Origin of the sequence: Pseudomonas sp. PDM03, from assembly GCF_014852385.1 — a bacterium.
GTDB classification, from domain to species: Bacteria; Pseudomonadota; Gammaproteobacteria; order Pseudomonadales; family Pseudomonadaceae; genus Aquipseudomonas; species Aquipseudomonas migulae.
The window spans coordinates 103,782-123,771 of the sequence record NZ_JACVBM010000009.1 but is presented as its reverse complement, the minus strand read 5'-3'; the positions used below and the strand labels follow the sequence as shown (position 1 = coordinate 123,771).

24 protein-coding genes and 1 pseudogene are annotated in these 19,990 nt (G+C 59.8%); 1 reads left to right on the top strand and 24 read right to left on the bottom strand.

Translation table 11 applies throughout. The features are described 5' to 3' along the window. Nucleotides 1-7: 7 nt before the first annotated feature. From recA to IB254_RS15100, 24 genes and pseudogenes are all read right to left on the bottom strand, one after another. Entirely contained in the window at nt 8-1,060 is a 1,053-nt protein-coding gene (gene recA, locus IB254_RS15215; RefSeq protein WP_017336758.1) for a recombinase RecA, read from the bottom strand. An 83-nt stretch (nt 1,061-1,143) separates the two neighbouring features. Further along, nucleotides 1,144-1,644 carry a CinA family protein gene (locus IB254_RS15210; protein WP_192417931.1) on the bottom strand — a complete coding sequence of 167 codons (501 nt, stop codon included), beginning with the start codon at nt 1,642-1,644 and terminating at the stop codon, nt 1,144-1,146. A gap of 79 nt (nt 1,645-1,723) precedes the next feature. Further along, on the bottom strand, nt 1,724-2,260 hold the full coding sequence (locus IB254_RS15205) for a lysis system i-spanin subunit Rz (RefSeq protein WP_192417930.1): 537 nt from the start codon (nt 2,258-2,260) through the stop codon (nt 1,724-1,726). Then, nucleotides 2,242-2,805, bottom strand: coding sequence for a glycoside hydrolase family 19 protein (locus tag IB254_RS15200; protein WP_192417929.1), 564 nt, complete (start codon nt 2,803-2,805; stop codon nt 2,242-2,244). Before IB254_RS15200 ends, IB254_RS15205 begins: the two co-directional genes overlap by 19 nt. 57 nt (nt 2,806-2,862) lie before the next feature. Then, complete coding sequence (locus IB254_RS15195) at nt 2,863-3,879, bottom strand: phage late control D family protein (RefSeq protein ID WP_192417928.1); 1,017 nt, start codon at nt 3,877-3,879, stop codon at nt 2,863-2,865. Between the two features lie 9 nt (nt 3,880-3,888). Next, entirely contained in the window at nt 3,889-4,101 is a 213-nt protein-coding gene (locus IB254_RS15190) for a tail protein X (protein ID WP_192417927.1), read from the bottom strand. Next, nucleotides 4,094-4,477 (bottom strand): phage tail protein, encoded by a 384-nt coding sequence (locus tag IB254_RS15185; RefSeq protein ID WP_192417926.1) that lies wholly within the window; start codon nt 4,475-4,477, stop codon nt 4,094-4,096. The genes IB254_RS15190 and IB254_RS15185 overlap by 8 nt, the downstream gene beginning before the upstream one ends. Further along, a complete protein-coding gene (locus IB254_RS15180) occupies nt 4,477-5,991 on the bottom strand; it encodes a hypothetical protein (protein ID WP_192417925.1) in 1,515 nt (504 codons plus the stop codon). Before IB254_RS15180 ends, IB254_RS15185 begins: the two co-directional genes overlap by 1 nt. A gap of 128 nt (nt 5,992-6,119) precedes the next feature. After that, on the bottom strand, nt 6,120-6,704 hold the full coding sequence (locus IB254_RS15175; protein WP_192417924.1) for a phage tail assembly protein: 585 nt from the start codon (nt 6,702-6,704) through the stop codon (nt 6,120-6,122). 164 nt (nt 6,705-6,868) lie between these two features. Then, nucleotides 6,869-7,375: a phage major tail tube protein gene (locus IB254_RS15170; protein WP_008039308.1), complete on the bottom strand. Its 507-nt coding sequence runs from the start codon at nt 7,373-7,375 to the stop codon at nt 6,869-6,871. Then, on the bottom strand, nt 7,375-8,541 hold the full coding sequence (locus tag IB254_RS15165) for a phage tail protein (RefSeq protein ID WP_192228508.1): 1,167 nt from the start codon (nt 8,539-8,541) through the stop codon (nt 7,375-7,377). The genes IB254_RS15170 and IB254_RS15165 overlap by 1 nt, the downstream gene beginning before the upstream one ends. A 2-nt stretch (nt 8,542-8,543) precedes the next feature. After that, entirely contained in the window at nt 8,544-8,753 is a 210-nt protein-coding gene (locus IB254_RS15160) for a hypothetical protein (protein WP_008039310.1), read from the bottom strand. 129 nt (nt 8,754-8,882) lie between these two features. After that, entirely contained in the window at nt 8,883-9,584 is a 702-nt protein-coding gene (locus IB254_RS15155) for a tail fiber assembly protein (RefSeq protein ID WP_192417923.1), read from the bottom strand. A gap of 239 nt (nt 9,585-9,823) precedes the next feature. Continuing rightward, nucleotides 9,824-11,074, bottom strand: a pseudogene (locus IB254_RS15150) (phage tail protein); the annotation flags it as partial. Then, the gene (locus IB254_RS15145) at nt 11,075-11,710 is read right to left on the bottom strand and encodes a phage tail protein I (RefSeq protein ID WP_192417921.1); all 636 of its coding nucleotides are present in this window, start codon (nt 11,708-11,710) and stop codon (nt 11,075-11,077) included. Further along, nucleotides 11,707-12,702, bottom strand: coding sequence for a baseplate J/gp47 family protein (locus tag IB254_RS15140; protein ID WP_192417920.1), 996 nt, complete (start codon nt 12,700-12,702; stop codon nt 11,707-11,709). The genes IB254_RS15145 and IB254_RS15140 overlap by 4 nt, the downstream gene beginning before the upstream one ends. Then, entirely contained in the window at nt 12,699-13,031 is a 333-nt protein-coding gene (locus tag IB254_RS15135) for a phage baseplate protein (RefSeq protein WP_192417919.1), read from the bottom strand. The genes IB254_RS15140 and IB254_RS15135 overlap by 4 nt, the downstream gene beginning before the upstream one ends. 10 nt (nt 13,032-13,041) lie before the next feature. After that, nucleotides 13,042-13,653, bottom strand: a complete 612-nt coding sequence (locus IB254_RS15130; RefSeq protein ID WP_008039320.1) for a phage baseplate assembly protein V — start codon at nt 13,651-13,653, stop codon at nt 13,042-13,044. Nucleotides 13,654-13,656: 3 nt separating this feature from the next. After that, a complete protein-coding gene (locus IB254_RS15125; RefSeq protein ID WP_192417918.1) occupies nt 13,657-14,181 on the bottom strand; it encodes a hypothetical protein in 525 nt (174 codons plus the stop codon). Nucleotides 14,182-14,269: 88 nt separating this feature from the next. Continuing rightward, nucleotides 14,270-14,617 (bottom strand): phage holin family protein, encoded by a 348-nt coding sequence (locus tag IB254_RS15120; RefSeq protein WP_008039324.1) that lies wholly within the window; start codon nt 14,615-14,617, stop codon nt 14,270-14,272. A gap of 217 nt (nt 14,618-14,834) precedes the next feature. Next, nucleotides 14,835-15,098 carry a hypothetical protein gene (locus IB254_RS15115; protein WP_008039325.1) on the bottom strand — a complete coding sequence of 88 codons (264 nt, stop codon included), beginning with the start codon at nt 15,096-15,098 and terminating at the stop codon, nt 14,835-14,837. 31 nt (nt 15,099-15,129) lie between these two features. After that, complete coding sequence (locus IB254_RS15110; protein WP_192417974.1) at nt 15,130-15,312, bottom strand: Com family DNA-binding transcriptional regulator; 183 nt, start codon at nt 15,310-15,312, stop codon at nt 15,130-15,132. 148 nt (nt 15,313-15,460) lie between these two features. Next, nucleotides 15,461-15,880, bottom strand: a complete 420-nt coding sequence (locus tag IB254_RS15105) for a tail fiber assembly protein (protein ID WP_192417917.1) — start codon at nt 15,878-15,880, stop codon at nt 15,461-15,463. Nucleotides 15,881-16,365: 485 nt separating this feature from the next. After that, a complete protein-coding gene (locus tag IB254_RS15100) occupies nt 16,366-17,100 on the bottom strand; it encodes an XRE family transcriptional regulator (RefSeq protein ID WP_008039327.1) in 735 nt (244 codons plus the stop codon). Between the two features lie 201 nt (nt 17,101-17,301). Between IB254_RS15100 and mutS the strand changes: the two genes are divergently transcribed. After that, the gene (gene mutS / locus IB254_RS15095) at nt 17,302-19,881 is read left to right on the top strand and encodes a DNA mismatch repair protein MutS (RefSeq protein ID WP_192417916.1); all 2,580 of its coding nucleotides are present in this window, start codon (nt 17,302-17,304) and stop codon (nt 19,879-19,881) included. Nucleotides 19,882-19,990 lie beyond the last annotated feature (109 nt).

Sequence of the window (19,990 nt, the reverse complement as noted above, 5' to 3'; positions counted from 1 at the left end):
GGATCAATCAGATATCAGCGTCAGCCAGGTCATCTTCAGTCTCTTTGACTGGCGATGCTTTGACGTCCGGAGCTGGGGTCAGCAGTTTGTCACGCAGCTGCTTCTCAAGTTTCGCCGCGATCTCCGGGTTGTCCGCCAGGAACTTGGCCGAGTTGGCCTTGCCCTGACCGATCTTGGTGCCTTCGTAGGCATACCAGGCACCGGACTTCTCGACGAAACCGTGCAGAACACCCAGGTCGATCATCTCACCGTTCAGGTAGATGCCCTTGCCGTAAAGAATCTGGAACTCGGCCTGACGGAACGGCGAAGCAACCTTGTTCTTCACAACCTTGACGCGAGTTTCGCTACCGACGACTTCATCACCTTCTTTCACCGCGCCAGTACGACGGATGTCCAGACGAACCGATGCGTAGAACTTCAGCGCGTTACCACCGGTGGTGGTTTCCGGGCTGCCGAACATCACGCCGATTTTCATACGGATCTGGTTGATGAAGATCACCAGGCAGTTGGCGTTCTTGATGTTACCGGTGATTTTACGCAGCGCCTGGGACATCAGACGGGCTTGCAGGCCCACGTGCATGTCACCCATTTCGCCTTCGATTTCAGCCTTTGGAACCAGGGCGGCTACGGAGTCGACGATGATCACGTCAACCGCGTTGGAACGCACCAGCATGTCGGTGATTTCCAGGGCCTGCTCACCGGTGTCCGGCTGGGAAACCAGCAGGTCGTCGACGTTGACGCCGAGCTTGCCGGCGTATTCAGGATCGAGGGCGTGTTCGGCGTCGACGAATGCGCAGGTCGCGCCGGCTTTTTGAGCCTGGGCGATTACCGACAGTGTCAGCGTGGTTTTACCGGAGGATTCAGGACCGTAGATTTCAACGATACGGCCTTTTGGCAGACCGCCAATGCCGAGCGCGATGTCCAGACCCAGAGAGCCAGTGGAAATAGCCGGGATCGCCTGACGGTCCTGATCGCCCATACGCATTACGGCACCCTTGCCGAATTGACGTTCGATCTGACCCAGGGCCGCAGCCAAGGCTTTCTTCTTGTTGTCGTCCATTAAAGTCCTCACGTAATCAATAAGGCCTGACGGCCAACACCTGTATAAGTAGCCAGTATTATTCCACAGCGATTCAGGATCGCCTACCCCTGATTTGAGATTTCTCCCGAGGCGTGGCGCAGCAGCCCCTCTAGCGCGGCCTTCACCGTTTGTCGGCGGACCTCATCGCGGTTGCCGGGGAAGTGCTGCACCTCGCTGAACACCCGCTCCCCCACACCCCAGGCCAGCCAGACCGTGCCGACCGGCTTGTTCGGCGAACCGCCATCCGGACCCGCCACACCGCTAACCGCCACGACAAAACGCGCCCGGCTTTTCTCCTGCGCGCCTCGTACCATGGCCTCAACCACCTCACGACTGACCGCCCCCACCGTCGTAAACAACCCGACCGGGACATTCAGTTGCTCGGTCTTCTGCCGGTTGGAGTACGTCACATAACCGGCCTCGAACCACGCCGAACTCCCCGGAATCCGGGTGATCGCCTCGCAAATGCCGCCGCCGGTACAGGATTCGGCTGCGGTGACATGAGCATTGAGAACCTGCAGGCGTCTGCCCAGTTCAGCGGCCAGTTGGGTGATTTCTTTCACGGTCATCTCCTGAGTGGGCGGAATGGGACTACCGTACACGAGCGGATCACGCTTGCAAGTTACAGGATCGATCAAAATGTTAGCGACCGAGCGCCCTGATATAGGCCTGACAAGCCTGCAACGCAATCAGTGCACGGTCGCCGGCGTCGGTGATGGCGATAATTCGTTGAGCATGCGCAGGGTCAAGTCGGGCTCGAACGGCGCCATGATCCACGCTGCCGGTGCTGGCGGCGGTTGGCACTGCACAGGCTGAGGCAGCGTCATGGGCATCGAGGAGGACTGACAGCCGCACATCAGCAGTGGCAAGACGATCGCGCAAGCGACCTTGATCACGTTGGGCATCGCTAAGCGCTCGATAATGGGTTTGTTCGCTGGCCGATAGCCGCTGTTCCAGCGCCAGCCGTTTATCCTGCTCGGCCTGCTGTCGAGTGGCGGCCGCCAGGGTCAGTTGGTTGAGCATCTCGGCGTGTGCCCTGGCCTGTTCCGCCAATTGCCGCCCATAACGCCCATCCTGAAATCGCCAGGCCAGCGTTGCCGAGCCACCAGCCAACACAGCCAGCAACACAACAACGCCAACCACCCGCCACGACCCCGGGATCAAACCGAAGGCTGGCATAACACCGCCCTCGCCCGCGCCCAGAGTTGCAAACGATCCTGCAACCCGTTCAACCCCCCGTTGATCCGGCGGGTGATGCTGTTGAACTGGTCACGATCAGCCAACTCGTTGAGGCCGTTTTGCGCCCAGAACCAGGCGGCGGATTCGGCGGCCCATTGCGGTTGCTCCAACAGTTCCGGCAACTGCAGCAGACGCTCGTCGCCGAACAATCCGAGGCTGCACTGTTGGTAATTATGCTGGCCGGTAATCTGGATCAGCCCACGGCCTCGGTACCTTTGGCCATCACCGTCGGGCATGGGTGTATTGCCCAAACGAGCGGCCAGGGTGCCGGTGTCGTACTTGCTCAAATACTGATCACCGCCGAGTTCGCGCACGTAGTGCAACTGCCCGGATTCGTGACCGACTTGCGCAAGGAAAGCGGCGCTGCGTTTGGGCGTGTTGATGTCATGGCCATCCATGGCGCTATTGAGAGCAGAAATGAAAACGCCCGCTTGGCTGCGGGCGTTGGGAAGTATTTGCTGTAATTGCAGGACAGTAAGCGGCATGAGTGATGTTCCGTTCGCCATTGATCCGCCAGACCGGCGCAAGTGCATTTGATTGCGTTATTGCGTGGCGTCCGGACACTTCGCCTCGATCATGCAGCGATAGCTTTGATATTTGTCACCGCTGGCAATGACCTTTTCGATCGACCAGTACCCGCGCAGGAAATCCGGCCAGGACTGGTCGAGCAACAAGACACCCTCGGCGGACAACGCCGGATTGCCCGGGCAACTGATTTTCACCTTGAGCTTTTCACGCAGCAATTTGCGTACTTCTCCCTCACCGACGTCCCTGGCCTCCGTTTCATTCTGGCAGAGCCGACCGATGACCTTGAACGGCGCGCTACCGGTTTCAATCACCCGCACCACCCCCGCTGCCGCGTCCCACCAACTCGTCTTGCAGCCCTGGTTTTTCGCCCGGACGGTGTCATCGAGCGTGGCGGAAATGAAGGCGCGATCGCCGGGTCGATTGTTGGTGGTCACCGACAGTTTCACCTGGGGCAACACCTTGCCCGACAGTGACTTGGTCTGACTTGGGAGCGCCAGCACATACAGCTCATTTATCGGTTTGGCGATGGCCTTGTATATGCCGGCGAGGCGAGTCAAAAACGCCATGTCACTTTCGTTGGACTGATCGATGTGGTCGATTTTTTTCAGTGCCAGTTGGGGTGCCACCCGTGGCGAAAAACCGTGCCGCTTAGCGATCTCGCGAAACAGCGCACCCAGGGTGGTCGGCCCATGACTGGCCGATCGACGCTGCAGGAAGCCGGTCTTGTCATCGGCACTGAACGGTGCTGCGGTTGCCACCAGCGTCAAGCGCAGCGGGAACAACGTCGGCGTCAGGCGAGACACCGTGAACTGGCCCTTATCCACCACACCGGACTCCACGTAACCGACCTTCAGGCCAATCTTGCCGCCCAGGATCGGCAGCCCCTCAAGCCCTTCCAGATCGAGCGTCAACGTCAATTGATCGGACTCGATACCGGCGGCATCAATGTGCTCCCAACTGATCAGGCGCTTGTTGATCAGGACCTCGTTGTCCCCGTAAATATGTACCGCTGGCGTGAAACCCAATGTCATGGAACCTCCTTAATCCCACGCGGTAACCAGCGTGGTCACCACAGGTTGTGAGTCAATTTCCGGCAGGACCACCCAGACTCCCGCGGGCAGTACCGGCCCCTGTTCCGTCAGGGTGGGGTTGAGCTGCCACAGTGCCTCTTCGACGGGATCGTCACAGCGACCCAGTTCGCGATACAGCAACAGGTTCACCGAATCACCGGCCACACTTCGAACTCTACGCATGGATGAACTCCGAAAGGTCTACTACCCAACCGACGACCATCGCCGTGCCGTCATCGATGATCACGCTCTGGGTCTCCGTCACCGCGTTGATTCGCCAAAGCCCCCAGTTGCGTCCGATGCCATCCACCAACGGCACCGGTTTGCGCTGTTCCTGCAACGTGCGCAGTTCATCGAGCCGCTCCATGGCCACCGCGTACATCGACGTCCCCGTAATTTTCAGCGTCTGGGCTTTTTGCCCGGTCTGACTGGATTTCGGCTTGCCGGTCACAATGTCCAGTTCCACCCAGCCACCGTCCGATGTGTGCACGATGCTGTGGTAGGCGAAGTTGCGGGACAGGCCGAAAATGAAACTGCCCAGGATCATTTGCTGGCGCATTACCTGCCTCCATCGGTCAGGGCCGCACCACGTCGGGTGGCGAGGGCGTTGGTGGACATCAGTGGAACAAACTCGCCGTGGAACTGCGTTTGCAGCTGCTGCGCCACGATCGTCCGGATGTGCTCGGAGCTCTCCCCACCGGTGCAGGTGACCTGAATCGACGGTGAGTAATTGATCTGCTGGTTTTGTGCTGGTGCGCTGGTCAGTTCTTTGTTGACCTGTTCTGGCGAGGCCAGGCGGTCGGTTGTCGGGGCGGCGAGTTTTTCGCCCAGTGCTGCACCCGACTCACTGCCCAGCCAGCCTCCAATCAGGCCACCCAGAACGCCGCCAATGGCGGTGCCGATCACAGGAACAACACTGCCTAACGTGGCGCCCACCGCAGAACCGGCGGTCGCACCCGCCCAGCCGCCCCCTGCTGCACCAAGACCGGCACCGAGCATGCGGCGATTGCCGGTCATTACGCCGCCGACGACGTCCATCGCCGCACCGACGGCTTTCAATGGTCCGGGTGCACGGCGGGTCAACGAGCGCATCGAGGCCCCCATCGCCATCAGACGTGAAGCACCGCGCGAGCCTCGTGGACTGACACGCACGGTCGGGCCATCTCTAGGTCCAGGACGCGGAGTTACCTCGCTTGCGTCCTCTTTGTTCGCCCGAGCCTTATCTCTGAAATCTTCGGAAAACACCTGACCGAACTGTTTTGGAAGCCGGGCAGATGCCGCTCCCAAAAGCCGCTTGGCCATCTGATTTTTCATTTCGTCGAATACGGGTGTGAACAGGACTGCCAAATACGGCAAGACTGCCGTGGCAGTGTCCTTCAAACCACTGAGCCGAGGGCTGAGGGAGGCTGGTGTGCTTTCTGCCGCCACGGGCGGTGTATTGCCGGTGGCCACGGGTAAATGATTGTCGCGAACGCTGTCGATGTTCGACTGTTGATCGCCGGGTATTTTCCCAGGGCGATTGATGATCTGCGGCTGATCAATTACCTCGGGACTGTCGAGCTTCAAAGGTATCCGCCAGCCGGCCTGCTTCTCTGAATCCATCATGGCCGGCGTTCTGAACGCCGACGCAGAGATTGCGGCAGCCATCAGCGGGACACTGACGACGCTCTGGTTTGACTCCATCACCGTCTCGCGCCGACGCTCGGGTGAACGATCAGCCTCACCAGCGTTCTTCACGCTGCCCGGCTTGAACAGCACCGGCATCTCAATGCTGCCACCCGCCTCTCTTGCGCTGCTTTGCCGACTGGCCAACGCCGTCTTCGCGCTGGAACCTGTTGCCGGCATCAACGAGCGCGGCGAGGAAAACGTCAGGTTCAACGATTCCAGTGCGGTGGTCAGCAGACTGATTTTGAGACTCAGTGTGGCCAGCACCTGGCTGAAACCGGGCGCCAGATCCTCTGTGCCCTCCCCCGTCACCAGCGATGACACGGCACTGCTCAGGCCCACCTCGCGAAACTTCAGCCAGTCTTCATTGATGGCTGTGTTCTTGAGCGAATATTTATCGTCCGCCATCCCCCTCTACTCCTGTTTGACGCCAAGGCGAGTGATCGCAATGTCGTAGCGGCGCAAGGCCTTGCCGACGTCCCATTCCAGAATGTCCGCTTCATTTATCGGGTAAATGAGCGGCACCACATCGAGGATTACTTCGATGTCGCGCTCCGAAAGAAGGCCGCCGGTTTGTTTAAAAAATCGTCGATTCGCACCTGCAATTGTGTCCAGTCAGGCACGGTCAAACTGGCCAGATCGGGTAGCATCAGGCCGGTGCAATGGGCCGTGATGAATTCGGCGCGCTCCTTGGCGGTCTTGAGTTTTTTCATCGCCTTGGTCGCACGCAGCACCGGCATTTCCAGGGTCAGCGTGGTCAGGGTGCGACCCGCCACGGTGAGCGGTTGCAGCAAGCTCACTTCGTCGGGATCGGTCGACGGTTGTTCACCCTCGTCCGCTTGTTCAAGGAAATGCGACGTCGGCAAGGTCGACATCTCATGCACGTACTGCGCGATGCTCACGTAGTCCGGGCGTTTGAGTTGATCGAGTTCCTTGACCGACAAACCGGTGGCCAGCAGCGCCAGCTCGAAGAACTGATCGTCCTCATCATCGCCGGCACGGGCCAGGGCCTCTTTCTGTGCGGCGTAGTACAACGGTTTGAGTTGAATCTGCTCGATCGCCGACTGATCGTCAGCAGTAATCGGCGACAACAAGGCGTGAACAGGTGGAGTCCAGGACATGAAATGAATTCCTTGATGAATCATGGAAAGGCGTTGAGCACTGCTCTTTGTGGGAGCGAGCCTGCTCGCGAAAGCGTTGTGTCAGTCGACATCACTTTTGAATGTGAATCCGCATTCGCCGGCAAGCCGGTCTCGCTCCTACAAATCGGTGCTCGCAGTGCGACTTAAGGGATCAACACCGCGCGACGGGCGTCGCCGAGAATGTCGACGCCGTTGAGCACGAACTTCTGGGTGCGCACGTCGATGTCGATCACCGGGATGCCGTTTTCCAGGCGGTTGTAGGTGCGGCAGGACAGCTCAAGCGTGGTGAGGGGTTTTTCGCCCATCTTCAGCTTGGCCTCGGTCAGCGATTTGAGCTTGCCGCCGACGGTGTGGTAGGTGAACCAGGTGTTGCCATCCTGATCCTGACCGGCTTCACGGACGTTCAACAAAATGTCGTCGCCCAGCTTCACGCCGAGGGAGAGCATCACTTCGGCGCCGACGCCTTGCAAAATGAGGGTCGCGCCCAGCACTTTGCCGCTCTTGATCATTTCTTCGGCGATGAAGCGCCCGCCCGCCATCGCTTCCATATCGAATTCGATCTTCGGCGGGGTGAACTCTTCCACGGTGGCCGACAACGGCAAGCCTTGCAGGGTGGCCGCGATGGCCTGTCTTACGCGGTTGGTAAACATTAGAGAACGTCCTCCAGGAACTGCTCGATGATTTCATCGCGGGCATTGAGTTGATAAACCATGTGTTCGTTCGGCGCGTAGCGGCCGTAGTCGATGACCACGTACCAGGTGCCGTTCTTGTACTTCTCGACGCTGTTCAATTCCGGGTGCAGGTACACGCTGCCACCGGGGATGGTTTCGTCGGCGACCAGGGTTTGCAGCCAGTCGTTGATGCGCTTGACCTCCTGGTCCATGAACGACTTGGTGAGGTTCTTGGCCATGGCTTTCTGGCCGGCCTTGACCAGCTTGCGGCTGATCGCATCTTCCAGGCCGACGTAGCTGATGAACTTGCCGGTGATGGAACGGTTACCCAGCAGCGAGAAGCCGCCGAGGATGGTGCGGGCGTAGTAGCTGATGCCGTAGCGGTTGAGCAGATCGCCCTCGGTGGAGGTGTCGAGGATGTTGTATTCCACGACCCGCGAAACGTCCTCGGCAAAGGTCACCTGGTTGCCCGGGCTCTCCCATTGCTTGACCTTGGCCAGGGCCGCGATGGCCAGGCTCGAAGGCGACAGGAACACGTTTTTCTTCGCGGCCTTGGAGTACACCGACGGCATGTTGTGCACCAGCAGGCAGCGGTCGAAACCCAGTTCCGCGCCGCCCAGTTCCTGGCTGTAAGTCACCTGATCGGCGACCGCGGCATCCTTGCCGTCGAGCACCACACGGGCCTTGATGCGCTTGCCGAACGAGGCGAACTCACCGGCCACGGCTTTGGTGCTGGTGAAGCCCGGCGCGCCGATGATGGTCAGGTCTTCCGGCACGCTGCCCAGTGCCGCGAGGCCGAGCTTGCGGCCGGTCAGCGGATCGACACCGCCGATGACGTTGTTCAGCGTGTCCGCCGGGGTCGCGCCTTCTTCGACGATGACCACGTAGACCGGCACCTTGACCACTTTCAGGATCTGGAAGACCGCGTGATACAGCGTGCCTGCCTCGGTGCCGGTCGGATCGAGCAGCGCCTGGGTGGTGAAGCTGTTGATGCGGAACGGCGCATTGCGTGGAATCAACGGGTCTGCCTTCGGCGCGGTGCCGATCAGACCGATGACGTTGTCACCCAGGCCACCCATGGCCTCGGGGGATTCGGTGGCATTGACGGTGATGCCGTTGTGCTCGAAGTTCAAAACCTCAGCCATGGTTATTCAGCCTTCTTGGCAGCAGCTTTTTTCGCTGCGGTGGATGTAGAGGCCGAATCGGCAGCCTCGGCTTTTTTCAGCTCCAGACGACCAGCGCTGCGTAGCGCACTGGCCTCCACATCGAGCAGTTGCAGTTCCTGGCCGATGCTCGACCAGTGGCCACCCCCGGTAGGGAATGGAAGGAGCACGGTGTACGTTTGGCGTTCTGCCATTTCTGTTTCTCCATAAACGAAAAAGCCCCTTGGGTAAGGGGCTGTCGGGTGTTGTGTGTGTGTGTGTGTGTTTGTGTTTGTGTTTGTGTTTGTGTTGCGGATAAGAAAACGCCCCGGCGGTGCGGGGCGTTATTGAGGAGTGATGAAGGATTCCAGAGGTGGATCATCAAAGCCCTGAGACACAAGCCAGGCAGCGGCCAAGGCGTCGTTGGGGCTGCTCGGCCATTCGCTGTCCTGTGGTGCCTGCCCAACGACATCGACACGATTCAGCTCGACACCGTAGATTTTCCAGAACTTGAGATCCGCAATCTCGCGTTCGTTGGCAATCTCCAGATCCAACGCGTTCTGCAATGTGGAAATCATGTTCGCGCTGAATTGCGTCAACAGCGTTTTCTTCCTGGCGGCCTTATTCTTCAGGGCCCGTGTCGTCGCGACCTCATCGACGATCCAGTGATCATCCTGCCATTTATCGAAACGGGTCGCCGGGGCTTCCAGCGTAAAACCTTCAGGCAAGTCGCCCAGAAGTTCCCAGACTTGAGACTCTCCGGTCTCGGTGCTGAAGACCGTTAACCCGCGGTGGTCCGCAACCAGCTTCCAGCCCCCGCCTGTCACCTTGACAGCCACGTGACCAGCCTGCGGCGCGGGTGGCTCACACTGATAAGCATGCGCGGGAATCAACCAGGTGAAAGGTTCCAATGGGCTGGGATCCGCGACCCCGATGCCGATGAACTCTTCAGTAATGGGGTGCACATTGCAGATGGTCGGTGGCGTGACCTCATCAGCGAGCCACCAGGACACCTCGCCTTTCGAGGCAATGCGTTCGTCTGACATTCTCAAAAACTCCAATAGGGATCTGATCAATATTTGATACAGGCGAGAAACGCCGTGTTGAGTGGTCGTGCTTCAGTGCCACCGGAACTGGCAATGGTGATCGCGTGAGTGTGATCTCCGTTTGAGCTGGTGGTGGTTCCTGCAGACCCGTACCAAGGCTCATCACCCCACACAGCATTGCCTTCGGTACCTGGCCCCCGATCCAGATTGATCCAGATACCGTGTGTGTGGGCGCCGGCGACCGCCGCACTGGCGGTATGCACGTGGGCAGCGTTCTGACTCGCCTGGACACTACCGAAAACACGACCCGGGTCGACGTTTCGCCCGTCATCGAATCCTCGATCGAAATGAGCCCGGGAATCCGGCAGATTGAACGTGGTCGCACCATCCCCCACGCCGTAATAAGTGCCGATTCTGGCGAACAGTGCGGCATAGGTCGTGCGCGAAACTGCAGCCCCATTGCGCTTCAAAAAGCCGGCAGGCGGCGTGACCATTGCGAAGTGCGTGACCTCGCCAACCCGGTCACCTGCGACACCCAGTGCAAATGCCTCCACCTGCGCCTTGGTGTAAACATCGGTCAGCCCGTAACCCGCCGCGGTGGTCGGGTTGTCACCGGCAATGGCGCGGCCGTACTTATCAACCGTCAGACTCTTGTAAGTCCCCGCCTGAATCCCCGTTCTACCGGCCAGCATTTCAAAGCTCAGCGCCGTAGTCCCCAGCGTGATCGGCCCGTTCGTGACCAGGTGCCAAAGCGAATCACCATTCGCCGCGCCCTCCTCGACCATCACCGTGAGGCCCGGCGTCACCTTGGCGGTGGCGTTGGCATCCGTCGCCCGCACCCAGGCGCCGTTGGCCGCAACATAAATACCGTTATCCTTCGCCAGCGTTTGCGCCGTCACCAGCACGCGCTGCCCGGAAAGCACCGCAACGCCGTCGATTTGCTGCGCACCACTGAGCACGATGTTTTCCGTGGTAGCCACGCGAACCGATTGCTTGCCATCCAGCTTCGCCAGTTCGTCGGCGAGATAACCCATCACCCACGCCCGCGTCGCTTTGACCACCGTATCGTCGATCAACAGCGTCACGAGCGACGCATTGCTGGTCTCGAAAATCGAGCGAATGTAGAACTCTTTCCCCGATCCCGAGGTCGCCAGCACTGGCTTGAACGACTCCGGGTATTTGACGATGGCGTAGAGGATGCCGGTGTCGGTCCAGAGCCCGGCTTCACGCACATACCAACCGCCCTCTTCTGGCGGGATGGTCACTTCGGCGAGCAGCCAGCTCGGATTTTTCTCGTCCTGGAACAGCGCGTTCAGCGGCCCGCGCCACACTTCTCGTTTAAGCGCCGTGGCGGTTGCCGCCGGGTTGTAAACCACGCCGCCGCCGTCACCGACCGAAATCTGCGACAGTTTGATCGGCACGCCTGCCGCCTTGCAGGCAGTTTCGTAGGCGATCCCCGCATTGGTAAGCAGGGTGTAATAGTCGGCCATTTAGGACCCCTGAGGATAAATAGTGGATGTTTCAACGGCGTAGAGCCCGGCGGCCATGAAGGCCTGCCCCGAGGCTTCAAGCCCTTCGATGACAATCGGATACACCGTGGTCAGCTCGCCGCACACCGTCGCCGCGCCGATGACGTGACTGCCGAATGCGCTCAAGCCGACGGACACCGACAGAACGTCGCGTTCGCTTTTGGCGTCCGCCAGACGCCGGTCGAGACGAGCGTCGATTTCTTCGCTGTAGGGTTGCTCGGTAAACGCCCTGACGGAAAAGCTGTAAGGCGCGCCCGGCGGTGTCTGCTCGTACCAGGCACGCACCTCGGGCATTAACCGCAATCCTTTCGCGGCGTTTTCCAGGGCCTGACGTGTCCCGGCCTGTCGTGCGGTGGGCCAGGCCAGTTCAACGGTCAAACGCTTTTCCGCCTCGGCAGCTTCGGCACTCCATTCACTGACACCACGATCCGCTGCGAGATAAGGCAGAAATGCCTGAGGCGTCGAGGCCGGGTTCATCAGCTCGGGAAACGGCGGCGCGATGCGGTCAAGCAATACACCGAAGCCAATATCGAGGGCTTTTTCCAACGGTGAGCTGTTGGCTGGCAACAGGCTCGGGCGCGGCGTCTGGTCACTCATAACGTGAGTACCTCGACCTCGACCCCGGTGCAGTAAGGCGCCTCAAACGCCGTCGTCACAATCGGCTCGACCGGTTCGAGAATGTCCAGTTGAACCGCGCCGGCGTTATGCAGCGTGTAGTCGATCCAGCTCGGATCGATCCGCCCTTCCAGTCGATGACAGCTCTGGGCATACGCTTGCAGTTGCTGTTGCGCGGCCACCTTGGTCAGCCCCGAATCAGGGCCGGCGTTGATTCGGGCGACGACGCGGATTTTGTAGTTTTTGATATGGGCGCTTTGCACCGTGACCCGATCCGTTTCCGGTCGGACGTCAGGCCGGGCGAAGTGCCGGCGCACGCCGTCGAGCAGGTCATCGGACGCGGTGCCATCGCCCTCCCGAGCCAGCACCGTGACCATCACTTCACCGGGCGCGGTGCGGCGTCCATTGCCGTCCTTGACCTGCGCCGCGTAACCGTCCGGGTCGAAGGTGTACGCGACCGTCACCTCACCCGGTGCATGAGTGTCCACCTTCACCACAGGACGCTCGCCGAGGGTGAAGACCTCGCGGCGATATTGCATGCGTGAACCGGCGGCCGGTGCGTGCGGCGCCAGGTAATAACGCAACCGGGCGTCGTCGTCGCTTTCGTAAACGGGCGCAATCGGCGGGAATGCCGCCGGGTCGCCAGGGTCCAGCAACTGACGCTCAAGCCCCATGTCCGCAAGGCGGGCATCGAGGTTGCTGCCAGTCGCCCACCAGGCCAGCATCTGCTTGATGCGGGCGTTGTATTTGCGTTCGTGGATTTGCAGGCGCACACAAAAGGCCTCAAGGGCCAGGGTCAGCAACTCGCTTTCGTTTTCGAGGCTGACCTTGATCTTTGCCGCCGACTCGGGAGCGCGGGCGCCGACGTACTCGACGACAAACGTCTTGAACTCGGCGAGCAAATCCTCGAACGCTTCGACGGTGACGATCGAAGGTTCGGCCAACTGGTTCTGGCCGGGTATCAACATGCTCATGTCACCACCTCGAAGGTCTGTTTGCGGTTTTGCCAGGTGCCGGCGAATCGCAGGACCAGCCCGGCACCTTGCCGGCCGGCCACAATGACCTGCGGCTGGAAATCATCGATGCCGTTCTGCGGGTTGTAGAACGCCTGTGCCGCGTGGCTCTGGGCAAGCATCAGCAGGTCGTCGCCGAGGTTGCGGCCCAGCAGTTCCGGGATCAGCGAGCCATACAAAGGACGCTTCTGCCGGGTACCCAACGGCGTGGTCAGCGCTCGAGTTGCGCGCTGTACAAACTGCGGCCAGTCATCGACCGCCGTCCCGGTGTTTCTTTCGATTCCGATCATGGGAAACTCTTTATGCGGTACTGATGACGCGTCCCTGGTGATCCACCACCGGGCCGCTCAGGTGCACACCGGAAGCGTCGAGTCGCAAGCCGACCGCGCCCAGTTGCAGTTCGATGGCCTCAGGCGTGATCGCAAGTCTCGCCGGGCCGAGATTCAACTCGAGCGCTTCGCGAGAGCCATTGAACGCCGCCGGGCCGTTCTTCCAGTGCAAGGCATGAAGGGCGTCGTCGTAACCGCTTTCCGTACCGTCCAGATAGAGGCGACGCGTCAGCGAAGCCTGGGTCGAGGCGGGTGGAAACCGATTGCCGTTAAGCCCGAACAACGCCACGGATTGAGCGCCGCCCTCGCCGCCGCCATGGTTCAGCAACAGGCATTGCTCGCCGACCGAGGGGATCCGCGACTCACTTTGCGCCCCGGCGCTGGGGTTGAAAAAACGGATGGCCGGCGTCAGCAATCCAGAGTGACTGACCCGGCAGGTATTGCTGGCCGCATCGACTTCCTGGCACACGCCGATACGACACAGGCTGTCGCTGCGCCGGTGCACGTCTTCAAGTTCGGCCTCCATCTCGGCCAGACGCTCAATGATCGGGCCGAGCTGCTGACGTAAAAGCGCATCGAACATGGCTCAGCCCTCAAGTGCGGTGTATTGGTCCGGGTCGTCGATGTTCGAGACTTCCCAGGTTTTGGCGAATTTCGGAATGCCCAGCGGGTCCTCCAGCAGCAATGCGCCGAGGTAAATCGTCTGGGTAAAGGAAAGGGTCCAGGCGAGGTACTCCTGCGAACCGCTGATGAGCGTCGACGGCAAGGCATCGATGTTCATGGGCAGGTCGCATTGGCTACCCGGCAGGCCCCAACGGTTATCCGTGGCCAATCCCTTGAGTACGCTCGCCAGATCGCCAGCGGCCAATCCCGGATTACTCAGCGTCGGCGGCACAATGATCTGCAGCGAGAGCGTCAAGACATGAGCGATGCGCCCGTCATGGGCGCGGTTGCCGGATGCATTGCGCTCGATGGCGATCAGGACCCACGCCTGATCGAACGTGCCGTCGAAGTCCTGACGACTTCCGACCTTCAAACCCGGGCCAACTGCACGCAGCGCATCGGCAATGGCAAAAAACAGACGCGACGGCTTATCGATGTCGAGGGACATAAGTGGCTTCCATTCAAATTTCGAGGCGTCCGGCTGCGAGGGTTCATGCAGCGGACCGGGGATGCCAGAACGGCAAAGGAACCTGGCTTTATTGATCCGGGCGGGAATCACGCGGCGGCACTTCACACACGCCGATCCGCTTGGCCGCCCAGCGCTCATAAAGGCCAATGGCGACATCGGCGCCGGCCATCGCCGTAAGGCAGCCGAACGCGCCGGCCGCCCAGATCGACAGGCCGGCGGCGTACAGCAGCATGATGGCCGAGACCCCGCAAATCATGCAGGCCCCGGAACGCAGGGCCAGACGCCGCAGCAATGACCAGCCACGAGCGCCCTCCTTGTCGGCACGCCACATTTCGCCGGTTACCCCGCCCACCAGGGCGAGCACGATGACCAGCCAGATCGGCATGTCCAGCAACGCTTGTTGCTCGTTTGTCATGTCACGCCTCCTGAGGTGAATTGCGTAACGAAAAGGCCCCGCGAATACGAGGCCATAAATAGGGGGCGCGTGTCTTTCCACGCTACCTGTCGAAGACCATCGTCCTGATTTTGCTTCGGATAGCAGGCCTGCCCATCGACGAGCCTGCCCTTCAACCACGTTACCGGGCGCAGAACTCAGGCAATGCCGGTGAGTTGCCCCCATCGCATACCCGCTATCAAACGTTTTCGTTACGGCGCATAGCCTGCAGCAACGCATAACCCTTCCACGTCAGTTGATAAAGTGGCGTGCCCTTCGGGCCAACGCCTTCGTTGGAGAAATAACCTCCGTCCATCAGCAATTTGAATTGGAACATCTCCTCTGCCTGCGCTGGACGATTGAAGGTTTTCTTGACTAGATCCTCCATCTCCACACCAGCAACGGGTGCGATCGCTTCGCACGCATTCATGAACGATTGGGCTACACCTGTAAAACGTTGCATATGTTTCTCCTGAACGATTAACCCAACAGCTCTATGCCAATTGGGAAGTTGCGGCATGTGCCGCTTCTTTGTCGCTCAACGGCGATCGCTCAAGGCTCGCGGCCTTCACGTGATTCAATGTTCCGCATCGGGAGCATTTGATCTGGAGCTCGGTGTACTCACCCACTCGGGCGAGCAGTCTTTTGCATTGCCCACATCTGCAATTTTTCAACATCACGACGCCTCCTGGCTTGTGCCGAATCCTTTCTGTGGATGAGGTTGATAGACTTCGTACGAGGTGCCAAAAAAGCCCGGTGATGACCGGGCTTTTCAGTCATGCGGTCCCGTGTATTGAGGGACGGTATCAACGAACCGAAGCGCGTTTAGGCAATCTCGGGCCAAATGATGGTCAGCGGAAAACCCGGCTGTTTGTTGACTTGATGGAAGGCGACGCAAAACTGCTTGTAAGCGAGCAGGTAAGCGGCCTCGGCGGCAGTGGCAAGGCCCAGGTCGATTTTGAATTGCAGCGCAGTGGATTCAACGCTGGCCTTGACCTTGTCGAGCCGTTGAGTCTTTTCATTGCGCAGCTGCTCACCCAATGGCGAACTTGGGTAAGGGAAACCCGAGTTGAAAGTCCATACACCGTCGGTGTTGACTGCGTTGTAGGAGTAGTCGACCTGGTTGCTGGACAACCCGGTAACCTCCACCCAGAGTTGATCGGATGGAAATTCGTCGGTGATGGCGTTAACGGTTTCGAAGATGTTGTCGACTTTGCCATCAACAATACGTGCGTACTTTTTCATATTCATTTTCCTTAATGATCGCCGGCATACCGGTCTTTCGGCTTCTGCCTCAGGTAGGCATTCCAAAAAGCCCGGCGCTTGCCGGGCTTTTCAGTAATGCGATCCTTCGCGTTGACCTTTCGGCGCTACTGGCGCGGTACGGGTCCATTCAGATTGTTTTTCCGACCGCGGTCCCTGCCCGCCGGATAACTGCTTTCGGTGCTTTACGCTGCACACCCGGGTCAGTTGCCAACCCTCTGAACCGTTGAGGCCGGTTCATCGCTGCCTTTGTCGTGGAACTAAAGAACTTCGTTTCGAGCTGCTTTGTTGAGCGGCTTGAGACAAAGAATATGCACGGATGCATATACAGTCAATGCACAAATGCATTTATTTATGCATTTGAAATGCACTGGCGCATTAAAGCCCCGGAGATAAAGGCGTTGGCGGGTTTTCAGCAGGCGAAAAAAAACCCGCTCGGTGGCGGGTTTTATCTGACAGCGATGAGGTTAGCGGGCGTACATGCCCCACCAGAAGACGTGGCCGAGGATGACAATCTGCTCTTCCTGGATCTCCTGGAAGGTGTAGTCCTCGTCCGGATGTTCATCGCGATTGAAGCTGCGCAGGCGAATCCCCGTGGGCAAGCGATAAAGCTGTTTAACCCGCAGCTGACCGTTGTGGTTGATCGCATAAAGGTCGCCATCGACGATATCGCCGATCCCGCACTTGCCGGCATTGACCCCCACGGTGGCGCCGTCGCGCAGTACCGGCAGCATGCTGTTACCACGCACCGTCACGCATTTGGCCTGGTCGAACTGCACACCGTTGTGGCGCAAGCTGCGCTTGCCGAAGCGCAAGCTAGAACGCTCGCTTTCTTCGATGACGAATCTTCCTGATCCAGCAGCCAATTCAACCTCGCGAAGAAAGGGGACCGACACCTCGTCGTCATCGACAGGCGTATCGTCGTCCCACAGGCTTATGTCCTTGAGTTCGGAATGCAATTCATCGCGACCGGAATTGGCGGCAGGCGCGACATCCGCGCGGCCACGCAACTGATCGGTGCTCACGGCGAAGTACTCGGCGATCTTCGAAATGTGCTTATCCGAAGGATCGACAATCTTCCCGCCGAGGATCCGCGAGAGAGTGGATTGAGGCACGCCGGTGCGACGGTGAAGCTCCGTGGGGGAGATCCCGTGCTGATCGAGCAGCGCTCTTAAGACGGAAGAAACATTGCGTTTTTGCATAACGCGCATAGTGCTTGATCTTTTTTACGGAGGCAAATGCAGAATTGCATAATTCGTGCATAGACAGCAGAAATGTATCACACAGCTTTAGTTGCCTGCGTCGGGCGGACCGCCCATGGTAACCTTGCGCCCATCGCGGAAAAGCCGGGCCGATGTCCCTCCTTTGCCCTACACCTTTCAACGAATTTGCCTGATTATCCGATGAATAAAGCACTCACCGATCTGTCCTCTCACACGCCAATGATGCAGCAGTACTGGCGCCTGAAGAACCAGCACCCCGACCAGTTGATGTTCTATCGCATGGGTGACTTCTACGAGATCTTCTATGAAGACGCGAAGAAGGCCGCCAAGTTGCTGGACATCACCCTGACCGCCCGTGGGCAGTCGGCTGGTCAGGCGATTCCGATGTGTGGGATTCCTTACCACGCCGCGGAAGGTTACCTGGCGAAACTGGTGAAGCTCGGCGAATCGGTGGTGATCTGTGAGCAGGTCGGCGATCCGGCGACCAGCAAAGGGCCAGTGGATCGGCAAGTGGTGCGGATCATCACGCCGGGCACGGTCAGTGATGAAGCGCTGCTGGATGAGCGTCGGGACAACCTGATCGCGGCGGTGCTGGGTGACGAGCGTCTGTTCGGTCTGGCGGTGCTGGATATCACCAGCGGCAACTTCTCCGTGCTGGAGATCAAGGGCTGGGAAAACCTGCTGGCGGAACTGGAGCGGGTCAATCCGGTGGAGTTGATGATCCCGGATGACTGGCCGAAGGATTTGCCGGCAGAGAAACGCCGTGGGGTTCGTCGTCGTGCGCCGTGGGATTTCGAGCGCGACTCGGCGCTGAAAAGTCTGTGCCAGCAGTTTTCGACCCAGGACCTGAAGGGTTTTGGCTGCGAGAACCTGACCCTGGCCATCGGCGCTGCAGGCTGCCTGCTCAGCTACGCCAAGGAAACCCAGCGCACCGCCCTGCCCCATTTGCGCAGCCTGCGCCATGAGCGCCTGGACGACACCGTGGTGCTGGATGGCGCAAGCCGTCGCAACCTGGAACTGGACACCAACCTGGCCGGTGGCCGCGACAACACGCTGCAATCGGTGGTCGATCGCTGCCAGACCGCCATGGGCAGCCGCTTGCTGACCCGCTGGTTGAATCGTCCGCTGCGGGACCTGAACGTTTTGCTGGCGCGCCAGACCTCGATCACCTGCCTGCTCGACGGTTACCGTTTCGAAAAGCTGCAACCGCAGCTCAAGGAAATCGGTGACATCGAGCGGATTCTCGCGCGCATCGGTTTGCGTAATGCACGTCCTCGCGACCTGGCGCGCCTGCGCGATGCCCTTGGTGCATTGCCTGAGCTGCAAGTGGCGATGGCCGAGCTGGAAGCACCGCACATTATTCAACTGGCGAAAACCACCAGCACCTACCCGGAACTGGCGGCCCTGCTGGAAAAAGCCATCATCGACAACCCGCCTGCGGTGATCCGTGACGGCGGCGTGTTGAAAACCGGTTACGACAGCGAACTCGATGACCTGCAATCACTCAGCGAAAACGCCGGGCAGTTCCTGATCGATCTGGAAGCACGCGAGAAGGCCCGTACCGGTCTGTCGCACCTGAAAGTCGGTTACAACCGCATTCACGGCTACTTTATCGAGCTGCCGAGCAAGCAGGCTGAATCGGCACCCGCCGACTATATCCGTCGCCAGACGCTCAAAGGCGCCGAGCGCTTTATCACGCCGGAACTGAAGGCGTTCGAGGACAAGGCGCTGTCGGCCAAGAGCCGCGCCCTCGCCCGCGAGAAGATGCTCTACGAAGCGCTGCTCGAAGACCTGATCAGCCAATTGCCGCCGCTGCAAGACACCGCTGCAGCCCTGGCCGAGCTGGATGTGCTGAGCAACCTCGCCGAACGCGCGCTGAACCTCGACCTGAACTGCCCGCGCTTCGTCGACGAGCCGTGCATGCGCATCAGCCAGGGTCGTCACCCGGTGGTCGAGCAAGTGCTGACCACACCGTTCGTGGCCAACGACCTGAGCCTCGACGACAACACGCGCATGCTGGTGATCACCGGTCCGAACATGGGCGGTAAATCCACCTACATGCGCCAGACCGCGTTGATCGTACTGCTGGCGCACATCGGAAGCTTCGTGCCGGCGGCCAGTTGCGAACTGTCGCTGGTGGACCGGATCTTTACCCGGATCGGTTCCAGCGATGATCTGGCCGGTGGACGTTCGACCTTCATGGTCGAAATGAGCGAAACCGCCAACATTTTGCACAACGCCACCGAGCGCAGCCTGGTGCTGATGGACGAAGTCGGTCGCGGCACCAGCACCTTCGACGGCCTGTCCCTGGCATGGGCGGCGGCTGAACGCCTGGCGCAGCTGCGGGCTTACACGCTGTTTGCCACGCACTATTTTGAACTGACGGTGCTACCGGAAGCGCAACCGCTGGTGGCCAACGTGCACCTCAATGCCACTGAGCACAACGAGCGCATCGTGTTCCTGCACCACGTGCTGCCCGGGCCTGCCAGCCAGAGTTATGGCCTGGCCGTTGCACAACTGGCCGGCGTGCCGAGCGAAGTGATCGTGCGCGCTCGCGAGCACCTGGGTCGACTGGAAGCCACGGCGCTGCCGCATGAAGTGCCCAAGGCCGCCAAAGGCAAATCGGCCGCGCCACAGCAAAGCGACATGTTCGCCAGCCTGCCGCATCCGGTACTTGATGAGCTGGCCAAACTGGATCTGGACGACCTGACACCGCGTCGTGCACTAGAAATGCTCTATACACTAAAGACACGGATCTAACGCACTTGCCTGCAAGCTGTTAGAATCTCGCGCGGTTTGGGATGCTGCAGGCTAATAGCCTGGCCTGCAGACTATCGCTCCCAAACCTGGCGACCCCAACGTGAAGGGG

Excerpts from the sequence above, each read along its gene's own strand:
- IB254_RS15120 (WP_008039324.1), bottom strand. The coding sequence starts at position 14,617 with ATGACAAACGAGCAACAAGCGTTGCTGGACATGCCGATCTGGCTGGTC.
- IB254_RS15175 (WP_192417924.1), bottom strand. The coding sequence starts at position 6,704 with ATGTCCTGGACTCCACCTGTTCACGCCTTGTTGTCGCCGATTACTGCT.
- IB254_RS15200 (WP_192417929.1), bottom strand. The coding sequence starts at position 2,805 with ATGCCGCTTACTGTCCTGCAATTACAGCAAATACTTCCCAACGCCCGC.
- IB254_RS15155 (WP_192417923.1), bottom strand. The coding sequence starts at position 9,584 with ATGTCAGACGAACGCATTGCCTCGAAAGGCGAGGTGTCCTGGTGGCTC.
- IB254_RS15125 (WP_192417918.1), bottom strand. The coding sequence starts at position 14,181 with ATGTCCCTCGACATCGATAAGCCGTCGCGTCTGTTTTTTGCCATTGCC.
- IB254_RS15100 (WP_008039327.1), bottom strand. The coding sequence starts at position 17,100 with ATGCAAAAACGCAATGTTTCTTCCGTCTTAAGAGCGCTGCTCGATCAG.
- IB254_RS15190 (WP_192417927.1), bottom strand. The coding sequence starts at position 4,101 with ATGCGTAGAGTTCGAAGTGTGGCCGGTGATTCGGTGAACCTGTTGCTG.
- IB254_RS15165 (WP_192228508.1), bottom strand. The coding sequence starts at position 8,541 with ATGGCTGAGGTTTTGAACTTCGAGCACAACGGCATCACCGTCAATGCC.
- IB254_RS15105 (WP_192417917.1), bottom strand. The coding sequence starts at position 15,880 with ATGAAAAAGTACGCACGTATTGTTGATGGCAAAGTCGACAACATCTTC.
- IB254_RS15195 (WP_192417928.1), bottom strand. The coding sequence starts at position 3,879 with ATGACATTGGGTTTCACGCCAGCGGTACATATTTACGGGGACAACGAG.
- IB254_RS15185 (WP_192417926.1), bottom strand. The coding sequence starts at position 4,477 with ATGCGCCAGCAAATGATCCTGGGCAGTTTCATTTTCGGCCTGTCCCGC.
- recA (WP_017336758.1), bottom strand. The coding sequence starts at position 1,060 with ATGGACGACAACAAGAAGAAAGCCTTGGCTGCGGCCCTGGGTCAGATC.
- IB254_RS15115 (WP_008039325.1), bottom strand. The coding sequence starts at position 15,098 with ATGCAACGTTTTACAGGTGTAGCCCAATCGTTCATGAATGCGTGCGAA.
- mutS (WP_192417916.1), top strand. The coding sequence starts at position 17,302 with ATGAATAAAGCACTCACCGATCTGTCCTCTCACACGCCAATGATGCAG.
- IB254_RS15170 (WP_008039308.1), bottom strand. The coding sequence starts at position 7,375 with ATGTTTACCAACCGCGTAAGACAGGCCATCGCGGCCACCCTGCAAGGC.
- IB254_RS15135 (WP_192417919.1), bottom strand. The coding sequence starts at position 13,031 with ATGATCGGAATCGAAAGAAACACCGGGACGGCGGTCGATGACTGGCCG.
- IB254_RS15160 (WP_008039310.1), bottom strand. The coding sequence starts at position 8,753 with ATGGCAGAACGCCAAACGTACACCGTGCTCCTTCCATTCCCTACCGGG.
- IB254_RS15110 (WP_192417974.1), bottom strand. The coding sequence starts at position 15,312 with ATGTTGAAAAATTGCAGATGTGGGCAATGCAAAAGACTGCTCGCCCGA.
- IB254_RS15145 (WP_192417921.1), bottom strand. The coding sequence starts at position 11,710 with ATGAGTGACCAGACGCCGCGCCCGAGCCTGTTGCCAGCCAACAGCTCA.
- IB254_RS15205 (WP_192417930.1), bottom strand. The coding sequence starts at position 2,260 with ATGCCAGCCTTCGGTTTGATCCCGGGGTCGTGGCGGGTGGTTGGCGTT.
- IB254_RS15130 (WP_008039320.1), bottom strand. The coding sequence starts at position 13,653 with ATGTTCGATGCGCTTTTACGTCAGCAGCTCGGCCCGATCATTGAGCGT.
- IB254_RS15180 (WP_192417925.1), bottom strand. The coding sequence starts at position 5,991 with ATGGCGGACGATAAATATTCGCTCAAGAACACAGCCATCAATGAAGAC.
- IB254_RS15140 (WP_192417920.1), bottom strand. The coding sequence starts at position 12,702 with ATGAGCATGTTGATACCCGGCCAGAACCAGTTGGCCGAACCTTCGATC.